We start from the raw sequence: 25,138 nt of genomic DNA, 5'->3' as shown, positions 1-25,138 counted from the left end.
ACAGCGAAAGGGTCGCCCTAGGCTGGGCACGATCCGCCGTGAACCCCGTGAAAGGCCCGACATGCCCGGCATCCACTCCGACATCACCGCTGCTTTCGGCAACACCCCGCTCGTCCGCCTCAACCGGGTGACGAACGGCTCGGGTGCCGAGGTCCTCGCCAAGCTCGAGTTCTACAACCCGGGCTCCAGCGTCAAGGACCGCCTGGGCATCGCCATCATCGACGCCGCCGAGGCGGCCGGTGCGCTGAAGCCCGGCGGCACCATCGTCGAGGGCACGAGCGGCAACACCGGCATCGCGCTGGCCCTGGTGGGCGCCGCGCGCGGCTACAAGGTCATCCTGACGATGCCGTCGTCGATGTCGGTCGAGCGGCGCCAGCTGCTCAAGCGCTTCGGCGCCGAGCTCGTGCTCACCGACCCCGCCGGCGGCATGAAGCTCGCCGTCGCCGAGGCCGAGCGCATCGTCGCCGAGACCCCCGGCGCGATCCTCGCGAAGCAGTTCGAGAACGAGGCGAACCGCGAGATCCACCGCAAGACCACCGCCGAGGAGATCTGGCGCGACACCGACGGCGAGGTCGACATCTTCGTCGCCGGCGTCGGCACCGGCGGAACCATCACCGGCGTCGGCCAGGTGCTCAAGGAGCGCAAGCCCGAGGTGCAGGTCGTGGCCGTCGAGCCCACCGCCTCGCCGCTGCTGTCGACCGGCACGCCCGGCCCCGCCAAGATCCAGGGCATCGGCCCGAACTTCCTGCCGCCGATCCTCGACACCGAGGTGTTCGACGAGGTCGTGACCGTCGAGTTCGAGGACGCCATCTCGACGTCGCGCGACCTCGCCGCGAAGGAGGGCATCCTCGTCGGCATCTCGAGCGGCGCCGCCGTGTGGGCCGCTCTGCAGCTCGCCGCGCGTCCCGAGAACGCCGGCAAGAAGATCGTCGTCGTCACCCCCGACACGGGCGAGCGCTACCTGTCGACCGCGCTCTTCGAGGATCTGCGCGAAGATTGAGTCATCACGACGGCGCGCCGGCTACCGACCCGTTCGGGCGCCGGCGCGCCGTCGTCGTCGTCCGCGCCGACTGAATCGAGGGAGCTCCACCGTGCCCGGCATCCATTCCGACATCACCACCGCCTTCGGCGAGACGCCGCTCGTGCGCCTCAACGCGCTCACCGAGGGCCTCGGTGCCGAGGTGCTCGCGAAGCTCGAGTTCTACAACCCGGGCTCGTCGGTCAAGGACCGCCTGGGCTACGCCCTCGTCGAGGCCGCGGAGGCGGCCGGTGAGCTGCTGCCGGGCGGCACGATCGTCGAGTCGACGAGCGGCAACACCGGCATCTCGCTCGCGCTGATCGGCGCGGCGCGCGGCTACCGCGTGATCCTGACGATGCCCGCGTCGATGTCGAAGGAGCGGCGCACGCTGCTGAAGGCGTTCGGTGCCGAGCTCGTGCTCACCGACCCTTATAAGGGCATGACCGAGGCGGTCGAGACCGCCCAGCGCATCGTCGCCGAGACCCCCGGCGCCGTCCTCGCCCGCCAGTTCGAGCACGAGGCGAACGCCGCCATCCACCGCAAGACCACCGCCGAGGAGATCTGGCGCGACACCGAGGGCCGCGTCGACTGGTTCGTCGCGGGCTCGGGCACCGGCGGCACCGTCACCGGCGTCGGCCAGGTGCTCAAGCAGCGCAACCCCGACGTCAAGATCGTGCTCGTCGAGCCGAAGGACTCCCCCGTCCTCACCGAGGGCCGCGCCGGCGGCCACCGCATCCAGGGCATCGGCCCGAACTTCGTTCCCGACGTGCTCGAACGCTCTGTCGTCGACGAGATCTTCGACGTCGAGTTCGACGACGCCATCACCGTCGCGCGCGAGCTCGCGACCCGCGAGGGCATCCTCGCCGGGATGTCGGCCGGCGCCGCCGTGTGGGCGGCGCTCCAGATCGCCGCGCGCCCCGAGGCCGCCGGGCAGCGCATCGTCGTGATCGTTCCCGACTCGGGTGAGCGCTACCTGTCGACCGCTCTGTACGAGCACCTGCGCGAGCCGGAGGCCGGAAGCAAATGACCGACGAACGCATCGGATTCTTCGCCCGCGTGCGCGAGGACGTCGCCGCCGCGAAGCTGCGCGACCCCGCGGCCCGCGGCGGCCTCGAGATCGCTGTGCTCTACCCGGGGCTGCACGCGATCTGGGCGCACCGCGTGTGGCACGCCCTGTGGACGCGCGACTTCCGCTTCGCCGCGCGCGCCGGCTCGCAGATCACCCGGTGGCTCACGGGCATCGAGATCCACCCGGGCGCCACGATCGGCCGCCGCTTCTTCATCGACCACGGCATGGGTGTCGTGATCGGCGAGACCGCCGAGGTCGGCGACGACGTCATGCTGTACCACGGCGTGACGCTCGGCGGCCGTCAGCGCGAGGGCGGCAAGCGCCACCCCACGATCGAGGACGGCGTGGCCATCGGCGCGGGAGCGAAGGTGCTCGGCCCGATCACGATCGGCGAGGGTTCCGTCATCGGCGCGAACGCCGTCGTCACCAAGGACGCGCCCGCCGACAGCGTGCTGGTGGGTGTGCCCGCGAAGCCGCGCTCCCGCCGCGTCGGCGAGGACACCCGCGCGCTGCTCTCGACGCCCGAGTACTACATCTGACGCCGGAGGGCCGCCGAAGCGGCCCTCCCGGCTGCGGTTTCAGTAGTGGGTGCCGCCGTCGATCCGCACCTCGGTACCGGTGATGAACGAGCCGTCGTCGCTCGCGAGCATCGCGACGACCGACGCCACGGTCTCGGGGCCGGCGAAGCCCTGTCCCATGCCCGGCGCGAGCTTGACGAACAGGCTGAAGTCCGCGTCCTCGGGAAGGCCGGGGCCCATGCTCTGGCGGCTCTGCCCGCTGCCGTCGGTCATGCCCGACGAGATGGAGCCGGGCTGCACGGAGTTGAAGCGGATGCCGCGCTTGGCGTACTCCGCCGCGAGGGCGTGGGTCATCGACTGCACGCCGCCCTTGCTCGCCGCATAGGCCGCCATGTACGGGTGGGCGAACATCGCCGAGGTCGAGCTGAAGTTGACCACCGCGGCGCCGTTGCCCTCGAGGAGCGCCGGGATCGCCTCGCGGATCATGAGGAACGTACCCACGAGGTTGACCCGGATGACCTGCTCGAATGCGTCGAGCGCCATCTGCTCGGTGTGCGCCGACCGCAGGATCCCCGCGGCGTTCACGAGCGCGTCCAGGCCGCCCAGCTGCGCGACCGCATCGGCCACGCCCGCCTTCACGGACGCCTCGTCCGCGATGTCGACCACGATGGTCCCGAGGCGCTCGGCCGCGTCGCCGGCCTTCGCGCGCGTGTCGGCCAGGCCCGCCTCGCTGACATCGGCCGCGATCACGTGACCGCCCTCGGCCAGCATGCGCAGCACGGTCGCCTGGCCGATGCCGGATCCACCGCCGGTGACGAGCACCCGACGCCCTTCGTAACGCTCCATCGTCGTTCCCTTCCGCGAGCGCTCGCCCGCAATCGCGTACACCCTACGCCTACCTGGCACGATGTGCCACTCCTGCACATCTCGCCAGCACGAGTAGGCTCTCACCATGACCGAGCGGCCTCTCACCCTGACCGAGCGACGCAAGGCCGAGACGCAGATCGTCGTCGCACGCGCCGCGGCCCGGCTCTTCGCCGAGCGCGGCTCTCAGGACGTGACGACCGAGGAGGTCGCCGAGGCCGGGGGCGTCGCCGTGCGCACGTTCTACCGCTACTTCCGCAGCAAGGCCGACGCGGTCGCACCTCTCCTCGCCGTCGGCGCCGACGAGTGGCGCGCGCGGATCTCCGGCATGCCGGCCGACCTCCCGGTGCGCGATGCCCTCGAGCGCGCGATCCGCGAGACCCTGTCGCCGCCGGCACGCGACGAGAGCCTCGGCCTGGTGCGTGGCGTGCTGCGCGCGGCCGGCGATGACCCCGACCTCGCCGCCGTCTGGTACCGGGTGAACGGCGAGTCCGAGCGGATGCTCTTCCCCCTCTTGCGGGAGAGGGACACGGATGCTGCGGACCTGTCGCTGCGGATCCTCGCCGCCGCCGCGACCAGCGCCATCCGCATCGCCTTCGAGGTGTGGGCGGCCACAGACGAGCCTGACGCGCCTCACGACGACGCGCTGCGCATCTTCCGCGCGCTGTCGGCGCACGCGCCCGACGCCGTCTGAGCCTTCTGCGGGCTCGCCGTCAGTCTCGGCGCTCCGACACTTTCTTCTTGATGAACAGCGGCGGCAGCAGCCACGTCGCGAGCGCCGTCACGAGCCACACGATGAGCGTGCCGATGATCCACGCGACCGGACCGTCGATGCCGATGCCCGCGGCGGGGATCAGCACGGCGATCAGCAGCGCCACGAACGTCGACAGCAGGCCGATGCCGCCGATCAGCACGTTGGCGTGCCGCCGGGTGATCTTGAACAGCCAGGGCGCCAGCACGCTCTGCAGCACCGCGAAGATCACGACCGCGAGCACGATCCCCCACCAGTCGTTCCAGTGCAGGGAGAAGCCCGGGAGGAGCAGGTCGGCGACGATGAGGCCGAGCGCCGCCGACACCAGGAAGATGAGGGCGCGGATGACGAGCGTGAGCACGCTCGAAGCCTAGCGGCGTGGGGACCATCACTCCCTACGCGCCACAGCCTCAGTCGTCGTCGGAGCCGAGGGCGGCCAGGCGCGCCTCTTCGTCGGCGGCGATCGCCGACTCGACGATGGGGCCGAGGGCGCCGTCCATCACCTGGTCGAGGTTGTAGGCCTTGTAGCCGGTGCGGTGGTCGGCGATGCGGTTCTCGGGGAAGTTGTACGTGCGGATGCGCTCGGAGCGGTCCATGCCGCGGATCTGCGACCTGCGGGCATCGGATGCCGCGGCCTCGAGCTCTTCCTGCTGCTTGGCGAGCAGGCGCGCCCGGAGGACGCGCATGCCGGCCTCGCGGTTCTGCAGCTGCGACTTCTCGTTCTGCATCGACACGACGATGCCCGTCGGCACGTGGGTGATGCGCACCGCGGAGTCCGTCGTGTTGACCGACTGCCCGCCGGGACCGGACGAGCGGAAGACGTCGATCTTCAGGTCGTTCGGGTCGATGTGGATCTCTTCGGGCTCGTCGACCTCGGGGAAGACGAGCACACCGGTGGTCGAGGTGTGGATGCGCCCCTGCGACTCGGTCGCGGGCACCCGCTGCACGCGGTGCACGCCGCCCTCGTACTTGAGGTGCGCCCACACGCCCTGCGAGGGGTCGGAAGACGATCCCTTGATCGCGACCTGGACGTCCTTGTAGCCGCCGAGGTCGGACTCGTTGCGCTCGAGGAGCTCCGTCTTCCAGCCCTTCGACGCGGCGTACTGCAGGTACATGCGCAGGAGGTCGGCGGCGAACAGCGCCGATTCGGCGCCGCCCTCGCCCTGCTTGATCTCCATGATCACGTCGCGCGCGTCGTCGGGGTCGCGCGGGATCAGCAGGCGCCGCAGCTTCTCCTGCGCCTCGGCCAGCCCGGCCTCGAGGGCCGGCACCTCCTCGGCGAAGGCATCGTCTTCACGGGCGAGTTCGCGGGCGGCATCCAGATCATCGGATGCCGCCACCCAGTCCTCGTGGGCCTTCACGATGCGCGACAGCTCGGCGTAGCGCCGGTTCACCCGCTTGGCGCGCGCCGCGTCGGCGTGCACCGCGGGGTCCGAGAGCTCCTCCTGGACCGCGCGGTGCTCGTCGATCAGCCCCTTGACGGACTCGAACACGGCTCAGCGGATGCTGTTGTCGTGATCGTGGCTGCGGCCACCGCCGTGCCCGTTCGCGGGCGCGGGGATCGACTTCTGCATCTGCACCAGGAACTCGACGTTCGACTGCGTCTCCTTGAGCTTGCCGAGCACGACCTCGAGGGCCTGCTGGGGCTCGAGGCCCGCGAGCGCGCGGCGGAGCTTCCAGGTGATCTTCACCTCGTCGGGCGACAGCAGCATCTCTTCGCGGCGCGTGGACGACGCGTTCACGTCGACGGCCGGGAAGATGCGCTTGTCGGCGAGCTGGCGGTTCAGGCGCAGCTCGCTGTTGCCGGTGCCCTTGAACTCCTCGAAGATCACGTCGTCCATCTTGGAGCCGGTCTCGACGAGGGCCGTCGCGAGGATCGTGAGCGATCCGCCGTTCTCGATGTTGCGCGCGGCGCCGAAGAAGCGCTTGGGCGGGTACAGCGCCGACGCGTCGACGCCACCGGTGAGCACGCGGCCCGAGGTCGGCGCCGAGATGTTGTAGGCGCGGCCGAGGCGCGTGATCGAGTCGAGCAGCACGACGACGTCGCGGCCCAGCTCCACCAGGCGCTTGGCACGCTCGATGGCGAGCTCGGCGACCGTGGTGTGGTCTTCGGCGGGACGGTCGAAGGTCGAGGCGATGACCTCGCCCTTCACCGTGCGCTGCATGTCGGTGACCTCTTCGGGGCGCTCGTCCACGAGCACGACCATGAGGTGCACCTCGGGGTTGTTGATCGCGATCGCGTTGGCGATCTGCTGCAGCACGATCGTCTTGCCCGCCTTCGGGGGCGCGACGATGAGGCCGCGCTGGCCCTTGCCGATCGGCGCGACGAGATCGATGATGCGCTGCGTCAGCTTCTCGGGCGCGGTCTCGAGGCGCAGGCGCTCCTGCGGGTACAGCGGCGTGAGCTTGCCGAACTCGACGCGCGCGGCGGCGTCGTCGACCGACAGGCCGTTGATCGCGTCGACCTTGACCAGCGCGTTGTACTTCTGGCGGCTGGACTGCTCGCCGTCGCGCGGCTGCTTGATCGAGCCGACGACCGCGTCGCCCTTGCGCAGGTTGTACTTCTTGACCTGGCCGAGCGAGACGTAGACGTCGCTCGGGCCGGGGAGGTAACCGGTGGTGCGCACGAACGCGTAGTTGTCGAGCACGTCGAGGATGCCGGCGATCGGGATCAGGACGTCGTCCTCGCCGATCTCGGTCTCGAACTCGTCCCCGCCGGCGGCCTGCGTGCCCCGGCGCTTGTTGCGCTGGCGACCGCGGCCGCCTGCCTGCGCCTGCTGGTCGTCGTCCTGCGCGTCGGCCTTCGCGGGCTCCGCGGCGGGCTGGGCGTTCTGGTTCTGGTTCTGGCCGCCCTGGGCGTTCTGGCCCTGCGCGTTCTGACCGTTCTGGTTCTGCGCGTTGCGGTTGCGGCTGCGGCTCCGGCTCCGGCTCCGGCCGCGCGACGGCGTGTCTGCGCCCTCGCCCTCGGCGGCCTGCTCCCCGCCCTCGCCCTCGGCGGGCGTCTCGGCATCGGCGGCGGGCGCCTCAGCCTCTGCGGGGGCGGCGGGCTCCGCGGGGACGGATGCTTCGGCCGCGGCCTGCTCGCCGGCCTCGGCCGGTGCGGCCTCGGCGGCAGCGGCCTCGGGGGCTTCTGCGGGCGTCTCAGCGGCGGGCTCGGCCGACGGGACGTCGGTGCTCTTGGCGCGGCGCGGCGCGCGCTTGCGCGGTGCCTTCGCCGGCGCCTTGGCCGGTGCGGCTTCTTCTGCCACGACCTCGGCGACGACCTCTTCGGCCACGACCTCGGCGACGACAGCCTCGGCCACGGCCTCCTCGGCGACCGCGTCCGCGACGGCGGCCTCGACGATCGCCTCTTCGGCGACCGCGTCGGCGATGATCGCCTCGGCGACGGCCACCTCGGCTGCCTCCTCAGCGGCCTCGGCGGCGACGGCGTCACCAGACTCCTCGGCGACGATCGCCTCGGCGACGGCCTCCTCGGCGACCTCTTCGGCGGCGAGCGCCTCGACGACGGCCTCGTCAGCGACGGCGTCCGCCGCCTCGGCGACCTCAACCGCTGCTTCGGCCACGCCGTCGGCCGCCACGGCCTCGATCACGGCTTCCTCGGCGACGGCCTCGGACTGGGCTTCGATGCTGCCTGCGCCGTCGACGGCCTCGGGCGCTTCCGCGCGCTCGTCGGCCGGAACATCGGCGTGGATCTCGGAGATGGACTCCACGAGTTCTCCCTTGTGAAAAACGGAAACGATTGTGCACGATCGCACGGCGCTGCCGGGTGGCGTCTGCCTGTCTCGATCAGTTGTCACGCCTGTCGAAACACCCGCCGACGGGGTGAGGGACCGCGAGGGTGCTCAGCGGACGTCGGCAGGTCAGGATGCCGTGCGGTGGTTTCGCAGAATTGCGACGGAGGCCAGATTCACGTCTTACGTGGAACCCTCCGCGTACTCCCTCACTGTACCACCCTTGAAGTCGACGGCGAGCATGAGCGACTCCCACGGGGTGTCGGTCGCGGACGCCGCGAGAGCGGCCGCCTCGAGGCGTCGTCCCGGGCCGTCGGCGAGCACGAGCACGCTCGGCCCCGCCCCCGACACGACGGCCGCGAAGCCTGCCGCGCGCAGCGTCCGCACGAGACCGTCGGTCTGGGGCATCGCGCTCGCGCGGTAGTTCTGGTGCAGCTTGTCCTCGGTCGCCGCCTGCAGCAGCTCGGGACTCTGGGTGAGCGCCGCGATCAGCAGCGCGGAGCGCGAGACGTTGAAGACGGCGTCCTCGCGCGGCACGTGCAGCGGCTGCAGGCTGCGGGCGAGCTCGGTCGACATCGTGAATGCCGGCACGAAGACGAGCGGCGACACCCCGCGGTGCACCAGCAGCTTCTTGTGCTGCGGGCCGTCCTCGTCGACCCACGCGATCGTGAGGCCGCCGAACAGCGCCGGGGCGACGTTGTCGGGGTGGCCCTCGAGCTCCGTCGCGAGGCGCAGCAGAGCGTCGGGTCCGAGTTCGACATCGCCCTCGAGCAGTCCCTTGGCGGCCAGCAGGCCCGAGACGACGGCCGCGCCGGACGAGCCGAGCCCCCGCCCGTGCGGGATCACGTTCTTGGCGACGAGGCGCAGGCCCGGCATCCGTCGCCCGACCGATTCGTACGCGTACGCGATGGCCCGCACCACGAGGTGCGACGCGTCGCGCGGCACGTCGGCCGCGCCGGCTCCTTCGACCTCGATCTCGAGTTCGCCCTCGGGCAGCGCCGTGACGTCGAGCTCGTCGTACACGCTCAGCGCGAGGCCGAGGGTGTCGAACCCGGGTCCGAGGTTGGCGCTCGTCGCGGGAACCCGCACCATCACACGGCGGCCGGGCGCCGGGGCGACGGCTGCGTTCACGCGGTCGCCGCCGCGGGGGCGAGCTCCAGGACGGATGCCACCTCCGACGTGGTCGCGTCGACGACCGTGGGCTCGACCTCCGAGCCGTCGGCGTTGCGCAGCGCCCAGTGCGGGTCCTTGAGGCCGTGGCCGGTCACCGTCAGCACGACGCGGGCGCCCTGCGGCACGATGCCCGCCTCGACGCGGTCGAGGAGACCGGCGACGCTGATCGCGGACGCGGGCTCGACGAAGATGCCGACCTCGCCCGCGAGGAGCTTCTGGGCCGCGAGGATGCGGTCGTCATCGATGGCGCCGAAGTACCCGTCGGTCGCCGCGCGCGCCTCGAGGGCGAGCTCCCACGAGGCGGGGTTGCCGATGCGGATGGCGCTGGCCACCGTCTCCGGGTTCTTCACGACCTCGCCGGTGACGAGCGGCGCCGAGCCGGCGGCCTGGAAGCCGAACATGCGGGGCACGCGGGTCGAGACGCCGGCCTCGGCCTCTTCGCGGTATCCACGCGTGTACGCGGTGTAGTTGCCCGCGTTGCCGACCGGGATGAAGTGGAAGTCGGGGGCGTCGCCCAGCTGCTCGACGACCTCGTACGCGGCGGTCTTCTGACCGTCGATGCGATCGGGGTTGACCGAGTTCACGAGGTGCACCGGGTAGTTGTCGGCCAGCTCGCGCGCGATCTCGAGGCAGTCGTCGAAGTTGCCGCGGATCTGGATGAGACGGCCGTTGTGCGCCACGGCCTGGCTGAGCTTGCCCATCGCGATCTTGCCCTCGGGCACGAGCACCGCGGCGGTGATGCCGGCGTGGGCGGCGTACGCGGCGGCCGAGGCGGACGTGTTGCCGGTCGACGCGCAGATGACGGCCTTCGCACCGTGCTCGATCGCGCGCGAGACGGCGACGGTCATGCCGCGGTCCTTGAACGAGCCCGTGGGGTTCATGCCCTCGAACTTCACCCACACGTCGGTGCCGGTGCGGCGCGACAGCGCGGGGGCGGGCAGGAGCGGCGTGCCGCCCTCGCCGAGGGTGACCACGGTCGAGGCATCCGTGACGCCCAGACGGTCTGCGTATTCGCGGAGGACTCCGCGCCAAACGTGTGCCATGTCAGTTCTCCTTCAGAAAAGTCTTCAATTGCCTTCGACGCGCAGGACCGACACGACGCGCTCGACGACGCCGCTCGCGGCGAGGCGGTCGACCGTCTCGCTCAGGTCCTGCTCCAGCGCCTTGTGGGTGCCGATCACCAGTCGCGCGACGCCGCTCTCGCCCTCGGCCGACTCGACGACCGTCTGCTCGACGGTCGCGATCGACACGCGGCCCTCGCTCAGGATGCCCGCGACGGTCGCCAGCACGCCCGGCTGGTCGTCGACCTCGAGCGTGATCTGGTAGCGCGTCGTGACGCGCCCGACGGGGACGATCGGCAGGTTCGCGAGCGTCGACTCGCCGACGCCGACACCGCCGGCGATGTGGCGGCGCGCGGCCGACACGACGTCGCCGAGCACCGCCGACGCGGTCTGCACGCCACCGGCGCCCGCACCGTAGAACATGAGGTTGCCGGCGGCCTCGGCCTGTACGAACACCGCGTTGTTGGCGCCGTGCACGCTCGCGAGCGGGTGGGCGCGGTCGATGAGCGCCGGGTAGACGCGCACCGAGATGGATTCACCGGATGCCTCGGTCAGGCGCTCGCACACGGCGAGCAGCTTGATGACGTACCCGGCGTGGCGCGCAGCATCCATCATCGACTTGTCGATCGACGTGATGCCCTCGCGGTGCACCGCATCGAGCGGAACCGTCGTGTGGAACGCGAGCGACGCGAGGATCGCCGCCTTCTGCGCCGCGTCGTAGCCCTCGACGTCGGCGGTCGGGTCGGCCTCGGCGTAGCCGAGGCGCTGCGCGTCGGCGAGCACCTCGGCGAAGTCGGCGCCCTCGGTGTCCATGCGGTCGAGGATGTAGTTCGTCGTGCCGTTGACGATGCCCATGATGCGCTGCACGCGGTCGCCGGCGAGCGAGTCGCGCAGCGGGCGGATGATCGGGATGGCACCGGCCGCGGCCGCCTCGTAGTAGACCTCGGCGCCCACCTGGTCGGCGGCGTCGAAGATCTCGGGGCCGTGCGTCGCAAGGAGGGCCTTGTTGGCGGTCACGATGTCGGCGCCCGAGTTGATCGCGTGGAGCACGTACTCGCGCGCGGGCTCGATGCCGCCCATGAGCTCGATGACGATGTCGGAGCCGACGATGAGCGAGTCCGCGTCGGTCGTGAAGAGCTCTCGCGGCAGGTCGGTCTCGCGCTTGGCGTCGACGTCGCGCACGGCGATGCCCACCAGCTCCAGTCGCGCACCCGCCCGGTCGGCGAGCTCGTCGGCGTGCTGTCGCAGCAGCGCGGCGACCTGCGAGCCGACGGCTCCGGCTCCCAGCAGTGCGACGCGGAGGCGGCGGTAGTCGGTCATGCGTTCCCTTCCGTCGGTGCGCCGGCGAGCTCGCGCCCGTCGTGCACGGTCGTGAGGCCGGCGTCGCGGGCGAGCAGATCGTCGATCGTCTCGCCGCGCACGATGACGCGCGCCTCTCCCCCGCGCAGCGCCACGACGGGCGGGCGGGGGACGTAGTTGTAGTTGCTCGAGAGCGAGAAGCAGTACGCACCGGTCGCGGGGACCGCGAGCAGGTCGCCGGGCGACACGTCGCCGGGCAGATACTCGGCGTCCACCACGATGTCGCCGGACTCGCAGTGCTTGCCCACCACCCGCGTGAGCGCGGGTGCGGCGTCGCTGGTGCGCGAGGCGATGCGGGCCGAGAACTGCGCGCCGTACAGGGCGGGGCGGGCGTTGTCGCTCATGCCGCCGTCGACGCTCACGTAGAGCCGGGTGTCGCCGCTCTCGAGCGCGACCGGCTTGGTCGTGCCGACCTCGTACAGGGTCACCCCGGCGCGGCCGACGATGGCACGGCCGGGCTCGAACGCGAGATTCGGGACCGGGATGCCGCGCACCTCGCACTGCCGGGCCACGGCCTCCGCGATGCCGAGGGCGAGCGCCTCGATCGGCGTCGGGTCGTCGACCGACGTGTAGGCGATGCCGAAGCCGCCGCCGAGGTTCAGGACGGGCAGCTCACCGCCCTCTCGCAGTTCCGCGTGGAGCTCCACCAGACGGGAGGCGGACTCCTCGAAGCCGGCGGTGCCGAAGATCTGCGACCCGATGTGGCAGTGCAGGCCCACGAACTCGAGCCCGGCGAGCTCGCGGATGCGCGCGACGGCGGCCGGGGCATCCGTCAGCGTGAAGCCGAACTTCTGGTCCTCGTGAGCCGTCGCGAGGAAGTCGTGGGTCTCGGCGTGCACGCCGCTGTTGACCCGCAGCAACACGGCCTGCGTCGTTCCGCGCCGCTCGACGATCGCGGCGAGGCGCTCGATCTCGATGAGACTGTCGATGACGATCGAGCCGATGCCCACCTCGACGGCACGCTCCAGCTCGGCGACCGACTTGTTGTTGCCGTGGAAGCCGAGTCGCGCGGGGTCGGCGCCGGCCGCGAGGGCGACGGCGAGCTCACCGCCGCTGCAGACGTCGACCGCCAGGCCCTCCTCGGTGACCCAGCGCACGACCTCGGTGCTCAGGAACGCCTTGCCGGCGTAGTACACGCGGGCCTGCACGCCGTGCAGCGCTGCGGCCGCGCGGAACGCGTCGAGGGTGCGCCGGGCGGTGGTGCGCACCTCGTCCTCGTCGACCACATAGAGAGGTGTGCCGAACCGCTCGCGCAGGGCGGTCGCAGAGATGCCGCCGAGCTCGAGCACGCCGTCGGCGTCACGCGTCGCGGCTGCCGGCCATACGGCGGGGGCGAGCCCGTTCGCGTCGGAGGGGCGTTCGAGCCACGCAGGAGCGACGGAACGGGAATGCGGGTCGGCGGACACGGTGGACCAATCGGTGGGAGCTTCGACGCTGGCCGTCCGGGAGTCCGGGTGCGGCTGTGCCAGGCCGGAAGGGTCACGCGCCTGGCGGTGGTAGCAGTCTAGGGCACGCGGCTCCGGAGCCCCGTGCCGTGTGACGCCCCACGGCGTCTCAGGCGCAGGTGCCGTTCTGCTGCAGCGACGGATCTGTGGCGATGGCTCCGTCGACGTCGAAGTCGGCGACGAGCACCTCCCCCGTCACCTCGACCGCGGTGAGCGTGACCCCCGCGGGGATGTACTGCGCGATGCAGACGTCCCAGTCGCGCAGCACGGTGTCGGCGATCCTGCCGAACTGACTGCGCAGCGCGTCGGCGCTGACCTCGGACTCACCGAGCCGGAGCACGGCCGGGGTGAGCACGATGTCGCCGTCGGCGACCGTCGGCGTCAGCGCCACGCCCACGGGGATGCCGGCACCGAACAGCTGCAGCTCCATCGACATCGTCACGTCGGGCGCGGCGAGACCGACGGTGTCGGCGGGGAAGCCCTCGACCGACGACAGCAGCGTGCGCAGCTGCGCCTCGTCGAGGGAGACCGTCGCGGTGGCACCGCTCATCTCACCGCTGCCCCGCACCGCCACGTCGTGCGCGGTCACCGTGACATCGCCGGTGACGCCGCCGAAAGCCACGTCGTCGGACGCGATCGTGAGGGCGTCGATGGAGCCCGAGATGAGCTGCGGGATCACCGCTCCGGGGATCTCCACGTCGATCGGCTGGTCGGCCGGAAGCGACAGCTGCGTGCGAACCTGATCGCGTACGACGCCCGTCACGACCTGGCGTGCAATCGCCTCGGCCGCGAACCACGCGGCCACGGCGAGCACCGCGACGATCGCGAACGCCACGATCCAGGGCCACACGCGGCGCGTACGCTCCGGCGCCTGGGGCACCATGCCCTCGGGAAGCGGTTCGGTCACCTGTGTGTCGCCACGGGCCATGTCTACATCCGTTCCGGTGCGGTGACGCCGAGGAGGTCGAGCCCGTTGCGCAGCACCTGGCCGGTGGCGTCGTTCAGCCACAGGCGGGTGCGGTGGACCGGCTCGACGGGCTCGTCGCCCAGCGGGATCACGCGGCAGTTGTCGTACCAGCGGTGGTAGAGCCCCGCGAGCTCTTCGAGGTAGCGGGCGACCCGGTGCGGCTCGCGCACCTCGGCGGCGAAAGCCACGATGCGCGGGAACTCCTGCAGTGCGCCGAGGAGCGCCGATTCGGTCTCGTGCGTGAGCAGCTCGGGCGCGAACTCCGAACGGTCGACCCCGGAGCCGTGCGCATTGCGGGCGACGTTGTGCGTGCGCGCGTGGGCGTACTGCACGTAGAAGACGGGGTTGTCGTTCGTGCGCTTGCGGAGGATCTCGGGGTCGAGCGTGAGCGGCGAGTCCGCGGGGTACCGGGCGAGCGAGTAGCGCAGGGCGTCGGTGCCGATCCAGTCGCGGAGGTCGTCGAGCTCGATGATGTTGCCCGCGCGCTTGGACAGCCGTGCGCCGTTGACCGACACGAGCTGCCCGATGAGCACCTCGATGTCCTTCTCGGGGTCGTCGCCCGCGGCGCCCGCGAGCGCCTTCAGGCGGTGCACGTAGCCGTGGTGGTCGGCGCCGAGCAGATAGATCTTGTGCGCGAAGCCGCGGTCGCCCTTGTTGAGGTAGTACGCGGCGTCGGCGGCGAAGTACGTGTACTCGCCGTTGGAGCGGCGGATCACGCGGTCTTTGTCATCGCCGAAGTCCGTGGTGCGCACCCACACGGCGCCCTCGTCGTCGAACACGTGCCCCTGCTCGCGCAGGCGGTCGACGGCCTCGTCCACGAGGCTCGGCTCCCCCTTCGACCCCTTCGCGTGCAGCGTGCGCTCGCTGAAGAAGACGTCGAAGTGCACGTTGAACTTCTCGAGCGACGACTGCAGGTCGCCGAGCTGCAGCTCGTAGGCACGGTCGCGCGCGATCCGCAGCTGCTCGTCCTCGGGGAGCGTGAGCAGCTCGGGCACCGCAGCCACGACGCGCTGCGCGAGGTCGTCGATGTACGAACCCGGGTAGCCGTCCTCGGGGGTCGGCTCGCCCTTGACCGCGGCGAGCACGGAGCGGCCGAACCGGTCCATCTGCGCGCCGGCGTCGTTGACGTAGAACTCACGGACCAGCGTCGCGCCGCTGGCGAGCAGCAGGCGCGCCATCGAGTCGCCGAGAGCCGCCCAGCGGGTGTGGCCGATGTGCATCGGACCCGTGGGGTTGGCGCTCACGAACTCGAGGTTGATGGTGTTGCCGCGCTGAGATTCGTTCGTGCCGAACGCCGCGCCGGCGTCGACGATGGTCTTCGCGAGCGCGCCGGCGGCCGCAGCATCCAATCGGATGTTGATGAAGCCGGGTCCTGCGACCTCGACAGCCGCGATGCCGTCGACCGCGGCGAGGCCCGCCGCGATCTCGGCGGCGAACTCGCGCGGGTTGGCGCCGACGACCTTCGAGAGCTTGAGCGCCGCGTTCGATGCCCAGTCGCCGTGGTCGCGGTTCTTGGGCCGCTCGAGCGGCAGATCGGCGGCGGTGAGCCCCTCGGCCGCACCGGGTCGTCGCGCCTCGGCGAGCGGGGCGATGACGGCGAGCAGGGCGGCGGAGAGGGCTTCGGGGTTCATAGCCCGTCAAGTCTACGGGCGCAACCCGCCCCGGCCCGGCGCGTCAGGAGATCTGCACCAGGGCGCCGAAGTCGTCGTTCGCGGGATCGGATGCCGCGGGCAACGGCTCGGGGAGGGTGTCGAGCCCGTCGAGGGTCGCGGCCTCGGGCACCACCCACGCGTCGACGCGCAGGCGCTTCAGTCCCACGTAGCCGCCGTGATAGCTGAGGAACGCGCAGTCGGCGGCATCGCGACCCGTCGCGATGCGCACCAGCGAGTTGCGGTTCGACAGACGTGTCGCGTCGATGACGTACCAGGCGCCGTCGAGGTAGGCCTCGGCGACCGCGTGGAAGTCCATCGGCCGCAGGCCCGGCGCGTAGCAGGCGGCGTAGCGGGCGGGCATGTCCATGGCGCGCAGCAGCGCGATGACGACGTGCGCGTAGTCGCGGCAGACACCCTGGCCCGTCATGAGGGTGGTCACGGCGCTGTCGGTGCCCTGGCTGAGGCCGGGCGTGTACGTCGTGCTCGTCGAGACGAACTCGGAGACGGCAGCGATGAGGTCGTGGCCCGAGAGCCCCTTGAACTGACGGCGAGCCTGCTGGAACACTTCGTCGGACTGCGCGTAGCGGCTCGGACGCAGGTAGGTGATGGCCTCGAGGTCGCTCGTGCGGCCCGTCGCCGCCTGCCCGTCGACCGTCGCCTCGTAGCGGATCTCGAGGAGTCCGGGCTCGCCGGTGAGGCGGTGCAGGCGGCTTCCCGCCTGGTCGACGATCTCGGTCGGCGTGTACACGCGATCGCCCTGTGTGAACGTCAGCTGCTCACTCGAGATCGGCACCGCCTGAGCGGCTGCGATCTGGAAGATGAGGTCGACGGATGCCCCCAATTCGAGGTCCATCTCAGCGGTCACGACGCGTTGCACCGAAGTATCCTCGCATGCCGCGGAGGGTGGTTCGCGCGGGGTTGACAAGGTCTACCTGCGAGTGGTCTGGACGCGGTTCCCACCCTCAGGATCGGGCACCTCTTTTCCCCAGTTCGCCGCCCGTGGGCGGACCTCGATCCGGCATGACTTACCCTCTCTCTATGCACGCGCCCGGACGCCCCCGAGCACGGCGGCTGTGGCTCCCCCTGGCGGGTGCCGCACTGGCCGTCGCCGCGGTGTGCGCCGTCGCGGTGCTGCGCCCGTGGGGCGCTCCCGAGCCGGTGGCCCCGGCAGCCGTCGCCGACGGTTCCGCGACGGTCGCAGCATCCGTTCCTCCCGCCCCGCTCGTGCTCGACGACGACGCGCGCGTGCTCGTGTTCGGGGACTCGTGGGTCTACGGCTCGGCGGCGACCGTGCCGACCCTCGGCTTCGCGTACCTGCTCGCCGACGAGCTCGGCGTCGAGACCGTCGTGGACGGCGTGCGCGGCAGCGGCTACCTCAAGCCGGGCCTCGACGGCCCCGCGTACGGGGAGCGCATCGCCGCGCTGGACCCCGCTCTCGACCCCGACCTCATCATCGTCGAGGGGTCCATCAACGACCGCAAGCTCTATCCGGCCGGATATCGGGATGCTGTGACCTCCGCCTGGGACGCCCTCGCGGCCCGCTACCCCGACGCCGAGATCGTGATCCTCGGCCCATCGCCGCAGGTGCTGCCGGTGGAGGGCGCCACGCGCGAGATCGACGCGGACCTCGGCGAACTCGCCGGCGCACGCGGCTGGTGGTACATCTCCCCCATCGCCGAGGACTGGATCACCGACGCCAACTACCTCGACGTCATCGACACCGGCCCCGTCGGCCGCGACCACCCGTCGACCGGCGGCCACGCCTATCTCGCCGACCGCGTCGCGGCGGCGATCGAGCGCATGGAGCAGCAGCCCGCGATCGTCGCCGACGCACCCCTCGACGACACTCCCCCGGCGCCCTGAGGTGGCGGGGCCACGGGCGCACGAATGGTAGTCTCGATCGGCACGCCTCCGTAGCTCAGGGGATAGAGCGTTGGTTTCCGGTACCAAAGGTCGCAGGTTCGATTCCTGTCGGGGGCACAGTCGGGACAAGGGATCGAGAGTCATCAGGACTCTCGATCCCTTTCTCGTGACAACACTTTGACAACATCCGTGGCGCGCTTGGCGCGATCGAGAGCGGCCGCAACGGCGTCCAGATCGTCGTCGAAGAGGTCCGCGTAGACGTCGAGCGTCATCGCAGCCGACGCGTGTCCGAGCATCCGCTGCACGGCCTTCACGTGCGCGCCGGCCTGCACTGCGAGGCTCGCGGCCGTGTGGCGCAGATCATGAGGCGTGACCCGCGGGAAGGTGGGATCGTCCGCCTGCGCGGCGAGAACGGCCGCGGTGAACCATCCGTTCCTCGACGCTGGCAGCCGAACGTGCTGGGTTCCGCCTCCGAAGAGGAGCGCGTCGCGGCCCTTCCCCTCGGCGAGCCGCGCGAGCGGCAGGGCGAGGAACTCCGGGTACGGGACACTGCGGGTGCGGTGGGTCTTCGGGGTGCCGACATGGACTTCGAACGACACGAGCACGGCGTTCTCTTCGACGTTCACACGGCGTCGGAGCGCGTCGACGTGCCGGACCCGCAGCGCCGTCGCTTCGCCCCACCGAAGGCCGGTGTAGGCCAGGAACAGCACCAGCGTGGGTTCGCGCGCGTGGTCGGCGAGGAGCTGCACCTGCGCGTGCGTGAGGTAGTGCCTGGGCGCGTTCTTCGTCTTCTTCGGCAGGTCGACGTTGCGGGCGACGTTGCGCGCAAGCCGGCGATCGTTCACGGCGATGTCCAGGATGCCCGCCAAGATCCCGTGCGCACGTCGGACCGTCGTCGAGCCACCTTGCATACCCGATACCCAAGCCTGCACCTCGGAATGGCGGATGCTGCCGACCGAGCGGCTGCCCCATTTCGGCTCGACGTGCTTGCCCCACGCGGACTGCAGCGGCCGATACGACGACGGCTTGAGGATGCCTTCACGGTGCGCGAGCCACTCGCGGCCGAGGTCCGCGACAGTCGCGCGTGCACTGGCAGGGTCGACATACTCGCCGCGGCTCTTGGAAAGCTCGACCTCTGCCAGCCGCAATTCGGCGTCACGCTTCGTCTTGAAGCCGCGCTCTGTCGTCTGCTTGTGGTCTGGGCGTCGGTAGCTGATGCGGTAGCGCTTCGCGCCGGCCGCCGTCGTGTACGGGTGAACGCTACCCATTGGAGTCCTTCGGCCGTCGCTTCAAGATCGTCTCCCTTGACGTCGGCCGTGGGAACGCACGACGCGACCGCCGCCTCGAGTCGTGCTCGCGGCAGGACGACCGGTTTGGCGTTCTCCCGACCACCCGCGCGAGCCAATCCTTGTCGGTCGGGGTGTGATGGGGCTTTCGAGAGCGCCCGCGACATCGGCGGCGGTTGGCCGTTTCGTGGGTCCCAACGCTGCCCATGGTTCAGTTACCGCTCTGGCTGTCGGCCCACGATGTAGGCCATGCCTTCGAGATAGCCGGCCTTGCGCGCCTTCATGATCCAGTCCGACGCGGTGCGGTGGGGCACGTCGAGTTCGCGCGCCACCGCCTGAACCGGCGGGAGTCCGGCAAGAGCGGTCGCACCGTAGATCAGCGAGACCACGGCCATCCGTTCTTCCTTCATCCCACGCTTCACCACTTCAACCGCGATGAACGGCGACACCAGCCGCCCCTCCTCCGCCGTCGTGTCAGCGACGGTCGTCCAGAGGTCCACGTCGACGGCCTCGAAAGCGATGCAATGCGGGACCGCCGCTTGCATGATGGGGGCGATCGAGATCCGTCGCAGCGCGTCCTGGTCGAAGTCATCGCGGGTCGCTCGGTTGACGATCGTACGCACGACATACCGTCCCTCCGACCGCACGTAGTGTGCCTCGATCCCGGTCTCGATGCCTGCGACGTCGTTGGTCGCGGTGGCGACGAAGGCGGGAGCTATGCGAAGCCTGTCGCCGAGCGGCTCGGTCGCAGCCGCCACCGTCATCGGGTCGCCCTCAAGGGTCGTCACGTCAACCGTCACCCCGCTAGTTTGCCTGTTCGCTCGACTGATTCACAGAACCTCTTGACGACGAGTATCACTTAGGCGTGTACTTGTGTCAATTCAGTCAGCGATTACGCAAACGAGGTGAATCATGACGACTCATGCCGGCGACCGCGCCACCAAGCTCAGCCACGAGTTCTTGAGCCCCGAGCAGGTCGCCGACTTGCTCCCGGGCGTGAACAAGAACACGCTCGCGATGTGGCGCTACGAACACAAGGGTCCGAGGTACTACAAGCTCGGCCGCAAGGTCGTCTACGCGCTCGACGACCTGGAGGCGTGGATCGCCGCATCGGTCGCGGGAGCAGCGTCGGACTAGACCAACGCCTCGACGGCCCATCCCCAGGGAGTGATCGGCACTGGAGACTGCCGGCAAGGCAATGGAGGGCTTGAGCTTCCCTGTTCGGGCATGCACCACTGCCGACACGCGCGGCCATCGGGCTTTAGGCCACGTGGAGATTGGCACTTACTGCTGTGGCCAGTGTTGAGAAAGTGAACTTCCTCGGAGTGAGATCGATTCAAATGCCGAATGCTTTGGTGGTTTGCGGTGGCGCCCGTAGGGTGGTGTGCGAGTGGAGCCTGCGATTCCGGGGGGGGAATCGTGTCACAAAGGTGTCCCCAGACCAAGCCTGTCCCCAGCAGGCGCGTGGCGCGTACCGGGCGAAGCTCAGGTCGCTCGGACGCCACAGCCCTTATCTGCGGCGTCCGAGCGACTGTTCGCGCACGGGGGGGGTTGCGCGAGGGAAGTCGGCAGCCCAGGCCCCAGAATTCCCCAGTCGAGTGGCGGCGGCGGGCGGATCTCCACGCCCCGCGCCTCGCACACCCGAACTCACCTTATGCTGTCCCCCGTTTGGGGGACAAACACTTTTCAGGGTGAGGATCGGGGAGGGCTGTCGTCTTGACACCAGACCAGCTGGGCTGAACCGGAGGCTTATTCCGATGCGGGCCGAATATCCGCGGCTGTCACGTGCTTCCCACCCAAGGTGAGCTTGTCGACGTCGAGCTCGGCGACCTTGACGTTGCCCAGCTCGACATCCGACGGCGGGTCGACGCTGGAGGCAGGGTCGGGCTCGAGGTACTCGGCGGTGAGGGTTATTCCGGCTGTCGAGTAGGAGGCGGTTGCGAGCTCGTCGATCCATCTGCGGTTGAGCTCGGGGGGCTCAGGGTCGTCGAACACGAACCGCAGCGGGATGGCAGGGTGCACCCAGATCGTGGATCTGCCGGGCAGCTCGCCCTGCGCATGCTGCCAGGAAACGGTGAAACTCTCGCCACGCCGCAGTCTCGTCGCGATAACGACCTTCAGGTGCGCCAGCGCCCGGTCTTCGATGTTGATCGGAGCCATCGCATCGCCGTAGTAGATCGACCCCATGTCAATCCCTCACTCGCCGGGCGCCGCCTTGCGAACGGTGCAGGATGTCCGTCAGGCATGACTGCACGGAATCGACGCGGGTGGGGCGAGCACCCTGATTACTTCAACAGCTAAAGCATATCTCCGGCGAGCCTGCGGCGGGTGCGCGTTACATTGTGGAGGTGCGAGGTCGCGATATCGAGGCAGTGCTGCAGGTGCTGGTCGACCTGACCCGCCGCCTGGTGCCCCCGACCGATCTGCAGCTGTCGGGGGACGATTCGTTCACGCGCACCCAGTTGGAGATCCTCTCGCTCATCACGCACGCATCCGAGCCCGTGACCGTGACGGCCGCCGCTCAGGCGCTGCAGCTGACTGCGGGCGCGGTCACCCAGGCGGTCGACGGTCTCGTGGTCAGCGGGATGGTGCGCCGCCACCGCGCTCCGCACGACGGCCGCGCCCGCATCCTTGAGCTCGCCCCCGGTGCGGAGCAGATGATCGCCGTCTACGAGTCCGCAATCGTCACGAGAGTCGGCCCGTGGTTCGCCGCCCTCGACGACACGGAGCTGGCTGCTCTGGCCCGACTGCTGGGAAAGATCCGCACGGCCGGCGACGTGGACAGACCCGCGCCGTCTTCGGATTGATAGCGATCGCCAACAGCCAGGATCTCGGGTGTCTGGCGAGAGCACCGTCCCTCGTTCCGAGTGCTGATCCTTGACACGCAGCGATTCGATCAGCGAAAGCACTCGTGGATTTACCGCCCGGCGCGAGCCAATCGGCGATCACCGCACGCATCGGCACCCAGCCCCGCCCAGCACTGCGGAGATCGAGGTTGCCTGTGCGACGCTGCCGCCCAGTGGACGAGGAAGCCGACGTCGCCTCCATCGAGGTGACGCCCGTCCCGGTAATCGCGCTTCGACGACGTCGTCTGTCGGAGCGCAGCTGCGACCGTTGCGCTCGTCGGAGGGACCACCAGTGGTTGCTCCCCAGTTGATAGGGACGAGCTGGATCAGCAGCTCCTCGACGAGCCCCAGCGCGCTCAGCCGGCTATTTGCCTTTCTTCTCCTGACGAGCCTGGTCGCGTGCGGCTTTTTCCGTCCCGCGTTGCGCGGCAGCCTGCTCCTTCTCGGCCTCGCGCTGTTCGGCGTGGGCTTGCTTCTGTGCTTCTCGGTCGGCCTTCGAGGTCACGTCGGTGGCGGGCTGGACGTCGCTCACCGGAGCGGGCGCTTCCACATCGCTCACGTTCTGGGGCGGCGCGTCATCGGTCGCGGGCATGTCGACCGGCATTTGTTCGCCACCTTGCTCGGACACGCGGTCGACGGTGACGGGTGCCGGCCCCGTTTTGGCGGACAGCCAGGGAAGGCACACGAGGGCGACGGTCATCGCCGACGCGACCGCGCCCGCAGCGACCCAGGCTCGTATCCCTGGGCGGCGGGCGCGCCGCCGATGCGCCGTCGGGGCGCGATGGGGCGCACGCGCACGGATGCGTACAGGTGCCGTGTCCGAAATGGTCGGTTGCGGCAGCATCGCGGTCCTCGCGGGCCGGACGTCACCGGTCGGCAGCTGACGCGCGATCTCGGCGACCTCCAGCGCGCTCGGGCGGGCGGCCGGATCAGCCTGAGTCATGCGCGTGAGCAGGTCTGCCCATCGGGGTTCGATGAACTCCGGGATCGCCGGCGATTCAACGAGGCGGGCCATCACCTCGCCGATCCCGGAGGTGTGGCTGAACGCGCGTTTGCCGATGAGGGCTTCCAGGAGCACGAGCCCGAGGGCGTAGATATCGGACGCCGGACAGCTGCCCTGGCCGCGGACCTGCTCGGGTGCCAAGTACGCCGCGGTGCCCAGCACCATCCCGGGGGTGGTGACCGAGGTCGCGTCCGTCAGCTGCGCGAGGCCGAAGTCGGCGAGTTTGACGCGAAAACCCAGCCCGGCGACGGGCGACGGGGTGAGGAGGATGTTCGAAGGCTTCACGTCACGGTGCACCAATCCTGCGGCGTGGACGTCGCCCAGTCCCGATGCCAGCTCGTCAGCGAGCTGCGCCACCTGAAGCGTGGACAACGGACCATCACGGAGCAGCCGAGACAGGGTGGGGCCAGCGACGTACTCCATCACCAGGTAGCGGGGACCCTCCAGTGCCAGCTTCGCGTCGAGCAGAGTCACCAAGGAAGGATGGTTCAGTCGGGCCAGCGCCCCTGCCTCTCGATGCGCACGCACGGGCGCAGCGAGCACCTCGGCGCCGTCCTTGAGCAGCTTGACGGCCACCGTGCGACCGAGGATCGTGTCCTCGGCCCGGTACACCGTGGACATGCCGCCTTCACCGACCCGCTCGTGAAGCTGGTACCGGCAATCCAACAAGGCAACGGTCGGAGACTGCTCGATCGGGTACGTCACGCTGATGTCCTCCCCGCCGCATCCACGGCAGCATTGCGTTCGACTTGGCTCACGCTAACTCGGAGGCGCACAGGGACGTACAGGGTTGACAGCTCGGTGCCACCGGTGCTGAGCGCGCTCGGTGGTCGGCCGGTTCACGCGTCCGCGGGACGGCACCGTCCCATCCGGCTGATGCCGCGGATCGCGTGCCACGGTGGCGCGATCACCCGAAGCGGAGCTGTGAGGTCGGTGCGGTGTCGCGAGGCGCGCTCGACTCGTCTCAGCCACCCCCTATCTCAGCCCGCTGCGAGATGTCAGGCGTGCTCGGCGGTGAGCAGGGCGTGCCTTTCGCGGAGTTGGGTGTTCTCGTCTTCCAGGTGCAGCACCATGGCGATGCCGGCGATGTTCAGGCCGGCTGTGAGCAGTTCGCTGATCCGGCGGAGTCGGGCCAGGTCGTTGGCACTGTAGCGGCGCGTGCCACCATCTGTGCGTCCCGGTTCGAGCAGGCCACGCGCCTCATACGCACGGAGGTTCTGCACACCCATGCCCACGAGCTCGGCGGCGACGGAAATGCCGTACACCCCCCGCGCCCGATCCACGCCGCCCTCCGTCATCGCCTCACACTCCCCTGACCGAATCGAGTATCCGAGAATCTCTTCTTGCCACAGCATGTCACGCGTGCTACAACAAATCTATAGCGCAGGGCACAGATCCTCCTGGAGCTGTGCCGGTTCGAAGCATCCAACAGAACATAGAGGAGGACACGATGCTGATGCGCACAGACCCGTTCCGTGAACTGGACCGGCTCACCCAACAGATGTTCGACGGCACCCTCGCCCACCCATCCGTCATGCCCATGGACGCCTGGCGAGACGGCGACACCTTCCACGTGGAGTTCGACCTCCCCGGCGTCGACCCGGACTCGATCGACCTGGACGTCGAACACAACATCGTCACCGTCAAAGCAGTGCGACCACCCCGCGCCAGCGACGCGGCCCTGATCGCCGCCGAGCGACCCCGTGGCCTCTTCAGCCGGCAGCTGTTCCTGGGCGACAGTCTCGACACCGACCACATCACCGCCGGATACGAGGGCGGAGTGCTGGCCCTGCAGATCCCGGTCGCCGAGCACGCGAAACCGCGCAAGATCACCATCAGCACAGGCGAGAACCTGCAGGCCATCAACGCCTGACAGCACGGGGTCATCATGCTCCACTCGCCCGCAATCGTCCGCGCGGCTGGGGAACCGGCGACCCGGGAACGCTCTCCCCCGCCGTCACGACGCTCTCCAGCTCCTTAGCGTTAGCACGCCGATCTCGTGAGGTGGCGGCGCGCCCCGCCCGCGTCGTTCCCTGTCGAGCCGTCGCAGCCTCGTGCGCGACGCCCGCACCCCAACGGTGCCCGTGTTCAAGTGGGCCGGGCCGCCGCCCTCCTCCGAGACCGGTGCGCACGCTGACAGTCACCGATGGAACCGAAACACGGTGACGCCCCGCGCCACCACCGAAAGTCATTGGACGAACGATCATGACCGGCAACCGCAGCCAATTCGAACTCCGAACCGACGCCCCCGGCGAATGGGTGATCATCGACACCCGGTACCACCCGCGGCACGCGGATCGCACCGTGGCCCGGATCTGGGAAGTCGACACCAACCAGTGCGAAGTGGCCTGGATGCGAGACCTCGCCCGGCCCACCCGGTACGCAACCGCGCACGACGCACTCGCAGACCTCGACATCACCCCGCAGCGCACCAAGCCGGTACCCATCCCCCACCTCGCTCCACACCAGGCCCACACCAGGCACCTTGCCAGCACCTGAGCCCTCGCGCAGAAACGACAACAAAGAGGTGCG

25 protein-coding genes and 1 tRNA gene are annotated in these 25,138 nt (G+C 70.0%); 10 read left to right on the top strand and 16 right to left on the bottom strand.

The features are described 5' to 3' along the window. Positions 1–61 precede the first annotated feature (61 nt). The 3 genes from cysK (ACFC1I_RS14010) (at position 62) to epsC (ending at position 2,626) form a co-directional block, all read left to right on the top strand. Positions 62–1,000: a cysteine synthase A gene (cysK, locus tag ACFC1I_RS14010; RefSeq protein WP_376010414.1), complete on the top strand. Its 939-nt coding sequence runs from the start codon at positions 62–64 to the stop codon at positions 998–1,000. Positions 1,001–1,091: 91 nt separating this feature from the next. Further along, positions 1,092–2,045: a cysteine synthase A gene (gene cysK / locus ACFC1I_RS14005; protein ID WP_376010411.1), complete on the top strand. Its 954-nt coding sequence runs from the start codon at positions 1,092–1,094 to the stop codon at positions 2,043–2,045. Continuing rightward, positions 2,042–2,626: a serine O-acetyltransferase EpsC gene (gene epsC / locus ACFC1I_RS14000; RefSeq protein WP_376010408.1), complete on the top strand. Its 585-nt coding sequence runs from the start codon at positions 2,042–2,044 to the stop codon at positions 2,624–2,626. The genes cysK (ACFC1I_RS14005) and epsC overlap by 4 nt, the downstream gene beginning before the upstream one ends. A 39-nt stretch (positions 2,627–2,665) precedes the next feature. Here epsC and ACFC1I_RS13995 read toward each other — a convergent pair whose 3' ends face one another. Beyond that, positions 2,666–3,451 (bottom strand): SDR family NAD(P)-dependent oxidoreductase, encoded by a 786-nt coding sequence (locus tag ACFC1I_RS13995; protein ID WP_376010405.1) that lies wholly within the window; start codon positions 3,449–3,451, stop codon positions 2,666–2,668. A gap of 106 nt (positions 3,452–3,557) precedes the next feature. Here ACFC1I_RS13995 and ACFC1I_RS13990 point away from each other — a divergent pair, with 106 nt between their 5' ends. Beyond that, positions 3,558–4,163 (top strand): TetR family transcriptional regulator, encoded by a 606-nt coding sequence (locus ACFC1I_RS13990; RefSeq protein ID WP_376010402.1) that lies wholly within the window; start codon positions 3,558–3,560, stop codon positions 4,161–4,163. Positions 4,164–4,182: 19 nt separating this feature from the next. On the opposite strand, the gene ACFC1I_RS13985 is transcribed toward ACFC1I_RS13990, so the two are convergent. The 10 genes from ACFC1I_RS13985 to ACFC1I_RS13940 form a co-directional block, all read right to left on the bottom strand. After that, positions 4,183–4,581 carry a hypothetical protein gene (locus ACFC1I_RS13985; RefSeq protein ID WP_376010399.1) on the bottom strand — a complete coding sequence of 133 codons (399 nt, stop codon included), beginning with the start codon at positions 4,579–4,581 and terminating at the stop codon, positions 4,183–4,185. A gap of 49 nt (positions 4,582–4,630) precedes the next feature. Beyond that, on the bottom strand, positions 4,631–5,713 hold the full coding sequence (gene prfA, locus ACFC1I_RS13980; RefSeq protein ID WP_376010396.1) for a peptide chain release factor 1: 1,083 nt from the start codon (positions 5,711–5,713) through the stop codon (positions 4,631–4,633). Between the two features lie 3 nt (positions 5,714–5,716). After that, complete coding sequence (rho, locus tag ACFC1I_RS13975) at positions 5,717–7,930, bottom strand: transcription termination factor Rho (RefSeq protein ID WP_376010393.1); 2,214 nt, start codon at positions 7,928–7,930, stop codon at positions 5,717–5,719. A 204-nt stretch (positions 7,931–8,134) separates the two neighbouring features. After that, the gene (gene thrB, locus ACFC1I_RS13970) at positions 8,135–9,043 is read right to left on the bottom strand and encodes a homoserine kinase (protein WP_376010884.1); all 909 of its coding nucleotides are present in this window, start codon (positions 9,041–9,043) and stop codon (positions 8,135–8,137) included. A 35-nt stretch (positions 9,044–9,078) separates the two neighbouring features. Next, entirely contained in the window at positions 9,079–10,167 is a 1,089-nt protein-coding gene (gene thrC, locus ACFC1I_RS13965) for a threonine synthase (protein WP_056370328.1), read from the bottom strand. A gap of 24 nt (positions 10,168–10,191) precedes the next feature. Next, positions 10,192–11,505, bottom strand: coding sequence for a homoserine dehydrogenase (locus tag ACFC1I_RS13960; RefSeq protein ID WP_376010389.1), 1,314 nt, complete (start codon positions 11,503–11,505; stop codon positions 10,192–10,194). Then, positions 11,502–12,950: a diaminopimelate decarboxylase gene (lysA, locus tag ACFC1I_RS13955; RefSeq protein WP_376010387.1), complete on the bottom strand. Its 1,449-nt coding sequence runs from the start codon at positions 12,948–12,950 to the stop codon at positions 11,502–11,504. The genes ACFC1I_RS13960 and lysA overlap by 4 nt, the downstream gene beginning before the upstream one ends. 148 nt (positions 12,951–13,098) lie before the next feature. Further along, the gene (locus ACFC1I_RS13950; RefSeq protein ID WP_376010384.1) at positions 13,099–13,917 is read right to left on the bottom strand and encodes a DUF2993 domain-containing protein; all 819 of its coding nucleotides are present in this window, start codon (positions 13,915–13,917) and stop codon (positions 13,099–13,101) included. A gap of 2 nt (positions 13,918–13,919) precedes the next feature. Next, positions 13,920–15,587, bottom strand: a complete 1,668-nt coding sequence (gene argS, locus ACFC1I_RS13945) for an arginine--tRNA ligase (protein ID WP_376010382.1) — start codon at positions 15,585–15,587, stop codon at positions 13,920–13,922. 43 nt (positions 15,588–15,630) lie between these two features. Then, on the bottom strand, positions 15,631–16,485 hold the full coding sequence (locus ACFC1I_RS13940; RefSeq protein ID WP_376010378.1) for a transglutaminase family protein: 855 nt from the start codon (positions 16,483–16,485) through the stop codon (positions 15,631–15,633). Positions 16,486–16,646: 161 nt separating this feature from the next. Between ACFC1I_RS13940 and ACFC1I_RS13935 the strand changes: the two genes are divergently transcribed. Then, on the top strand, positions 16,647–17,471 hold the full coding sequence (locus tag ACFC1I_RS13935) for an SGNH/GDSL hydrolase family protein (RefSeq protein ID WP_376010375.1): 825 nt from the start codon (positions 16,647–16,649) through the stop codon (positions 17,469–17,471). A 44-nt stretch (positions 17,472–17,515) separates the two neighbouring features. Further along, positions 17,516–17,588, top strand: a tRNA-Arg gene (locus ACFC1I_RS13930). A 26-nt stretch (positions 17,589–17,614) separates the two neighbouring features. Here ACFC1I_RS13930 and ACFC1I_RS13925 read toward each other — a convergent pair. Together ACFC1I_RS13925 and ACFC1I_RS13920 are read right to left on the bottom strand one after the other, a co-directional pair. Continuing rightward, positions 17,615–18,739, bottom strand: coding sequence for a tyrosine-type recombinase/integrase (locus tag ACFC1I_RS13925; protein WP_376010373.1), 1,125 nt, complete (start codon positions 18,737–18,739; stop codon positions 17,615–17,617). A gap of 233 nt (positions 18,740–18,972) precedes the next feature. Continuing rightward, positions 18,973–19,521: a hypothetical protein gene (locus ACFC1I_RS13920; protein WP_376010370.1), complete on the bottom strand. Its 549-nt coding sequence runs from the start codon at positions 19,519–19,521 to the stop codon at positions 18,973–18,975. Positions 19,522–19,669: 148 nt separating this feature from the next. Between ACFC1I_RS13920 and ACFC1I_RS13915 the strand changes: the two genes are divergently transcribed. Next, a complete protein-coding gene (locus tag ACFC1I_RS13915; protein ID WP_376010367.1) occupies positions 19,670–19,894 on the top strand; it encodes a helix-turn-helix transcriptional regulator in 225 nt (74 codons plus the stop codon). 612 nt (positions 19,895–20,506) lie between these two features. On the opposite strand, the gene ACFC1I_RS13910 is transcribed toward ACFC1I_RS13915, so the two are convergent. Next, entirely contained in the window at positions 20,507–20,944 is a 438-nt protein-coding gene (locus ACFC1I_RS13910) for a hypothetical protein (RefSeq protein ID WP_376010365.1), read from the bottom strand. A gap of 161 nt (positions 20,945–21,105) precedes the next feature. Here ACFC1I_RS13910 and ACFC1I_RS13905 point away from each other — a divergent pair, with 161 nt between their 5' ends. Further along, positions 21,106–21,564: a MarR family winged helix-turn-helix transcriptional regulator gene (locus tag ACFC1I_RS13905; protein WP_376010362.1), complete on the top strand. Its 459-nt coding sequence runs from the start codon at positions 21,106–21,108 to the stop codon at positions 21,562–21,564. Positions 21,565–21,967: 403 nt separating this feature from the next. On the opposite strand, the gene ACFC1I_RS13900 is transcribed toward ACFC1I_RS13905, so the two are convergent. Next, positions 21,968–23,311: a serine/threonine-protein kinase gene (locus tag ACFC1I_RS13900; RefSeq protein ID WP_376010359.1), complete on the bottom strand. Its 1,344-nt coding sequence runs from the start codon at positions 23,309–23,311 to the stop codon at positions 21,968–21,970. A gap of 293 nt (positions 23,312–23,604) precedes the next feature. Continuing rightward, on the bottom strand, positions 23,605–23,961 hold the full coding sequence (locus tag ACFC1I_RS13895; protein ID WP_376010357.1) for a MerR family transcriptional regulator: 357 nt from the start codon (positions 23,959–23,961) through the stop codon (positions 23,605–23,607). A 95-nt stretch (positions 23,962–24,056) separates the two neighbouring features. Here ACFC1I_RS13895 and ACFC1I_RS13890 point away from each other — a divergent pair, with 95 nt between their 5' ends. Together ACFC1I_RS13890 and ACFC1I_RS13885 are read left to right on the top strand one after the other, a co-directional pair. Beyond that, on the top strand, positions 24,057–24,479 hold the full coding sequence (locus ACFC1I_RS13890; protein ID WP_376010354.1) for an Hsp20/alpha crystallin family protein: 423 nt from the start codon (positions 24,057–24,059) through the stop codon (positions 24,477–24,479). A gap of 332 nt (positions 24,480–24,811) precedes the next feature. Beyond that, entirely contained in the window at positions 24,812–25,105 is a 294-nt protein-coding gene (locus ACFC1I_RS13885) for a hypothetical protein (protein ID WP_376010352.1), read from the top strand. Positions 25,106–25,138: the final 33 nt, after the last annotated feature.

It is taken from the genome of Microbacterium sp. NPDC056044 (assembly GCF_042267145.1).
Lineage (GTDB): Bacteria > Actinomycetota > Actinomycetes > Actinomycetales > Microbacteriaceae > Microbacterium.
The sequence above is the reverse complement of the archived record's forward strand: the minus strand, read 5'-3'. Positions and strand labels throughout refer to the sequence as shown.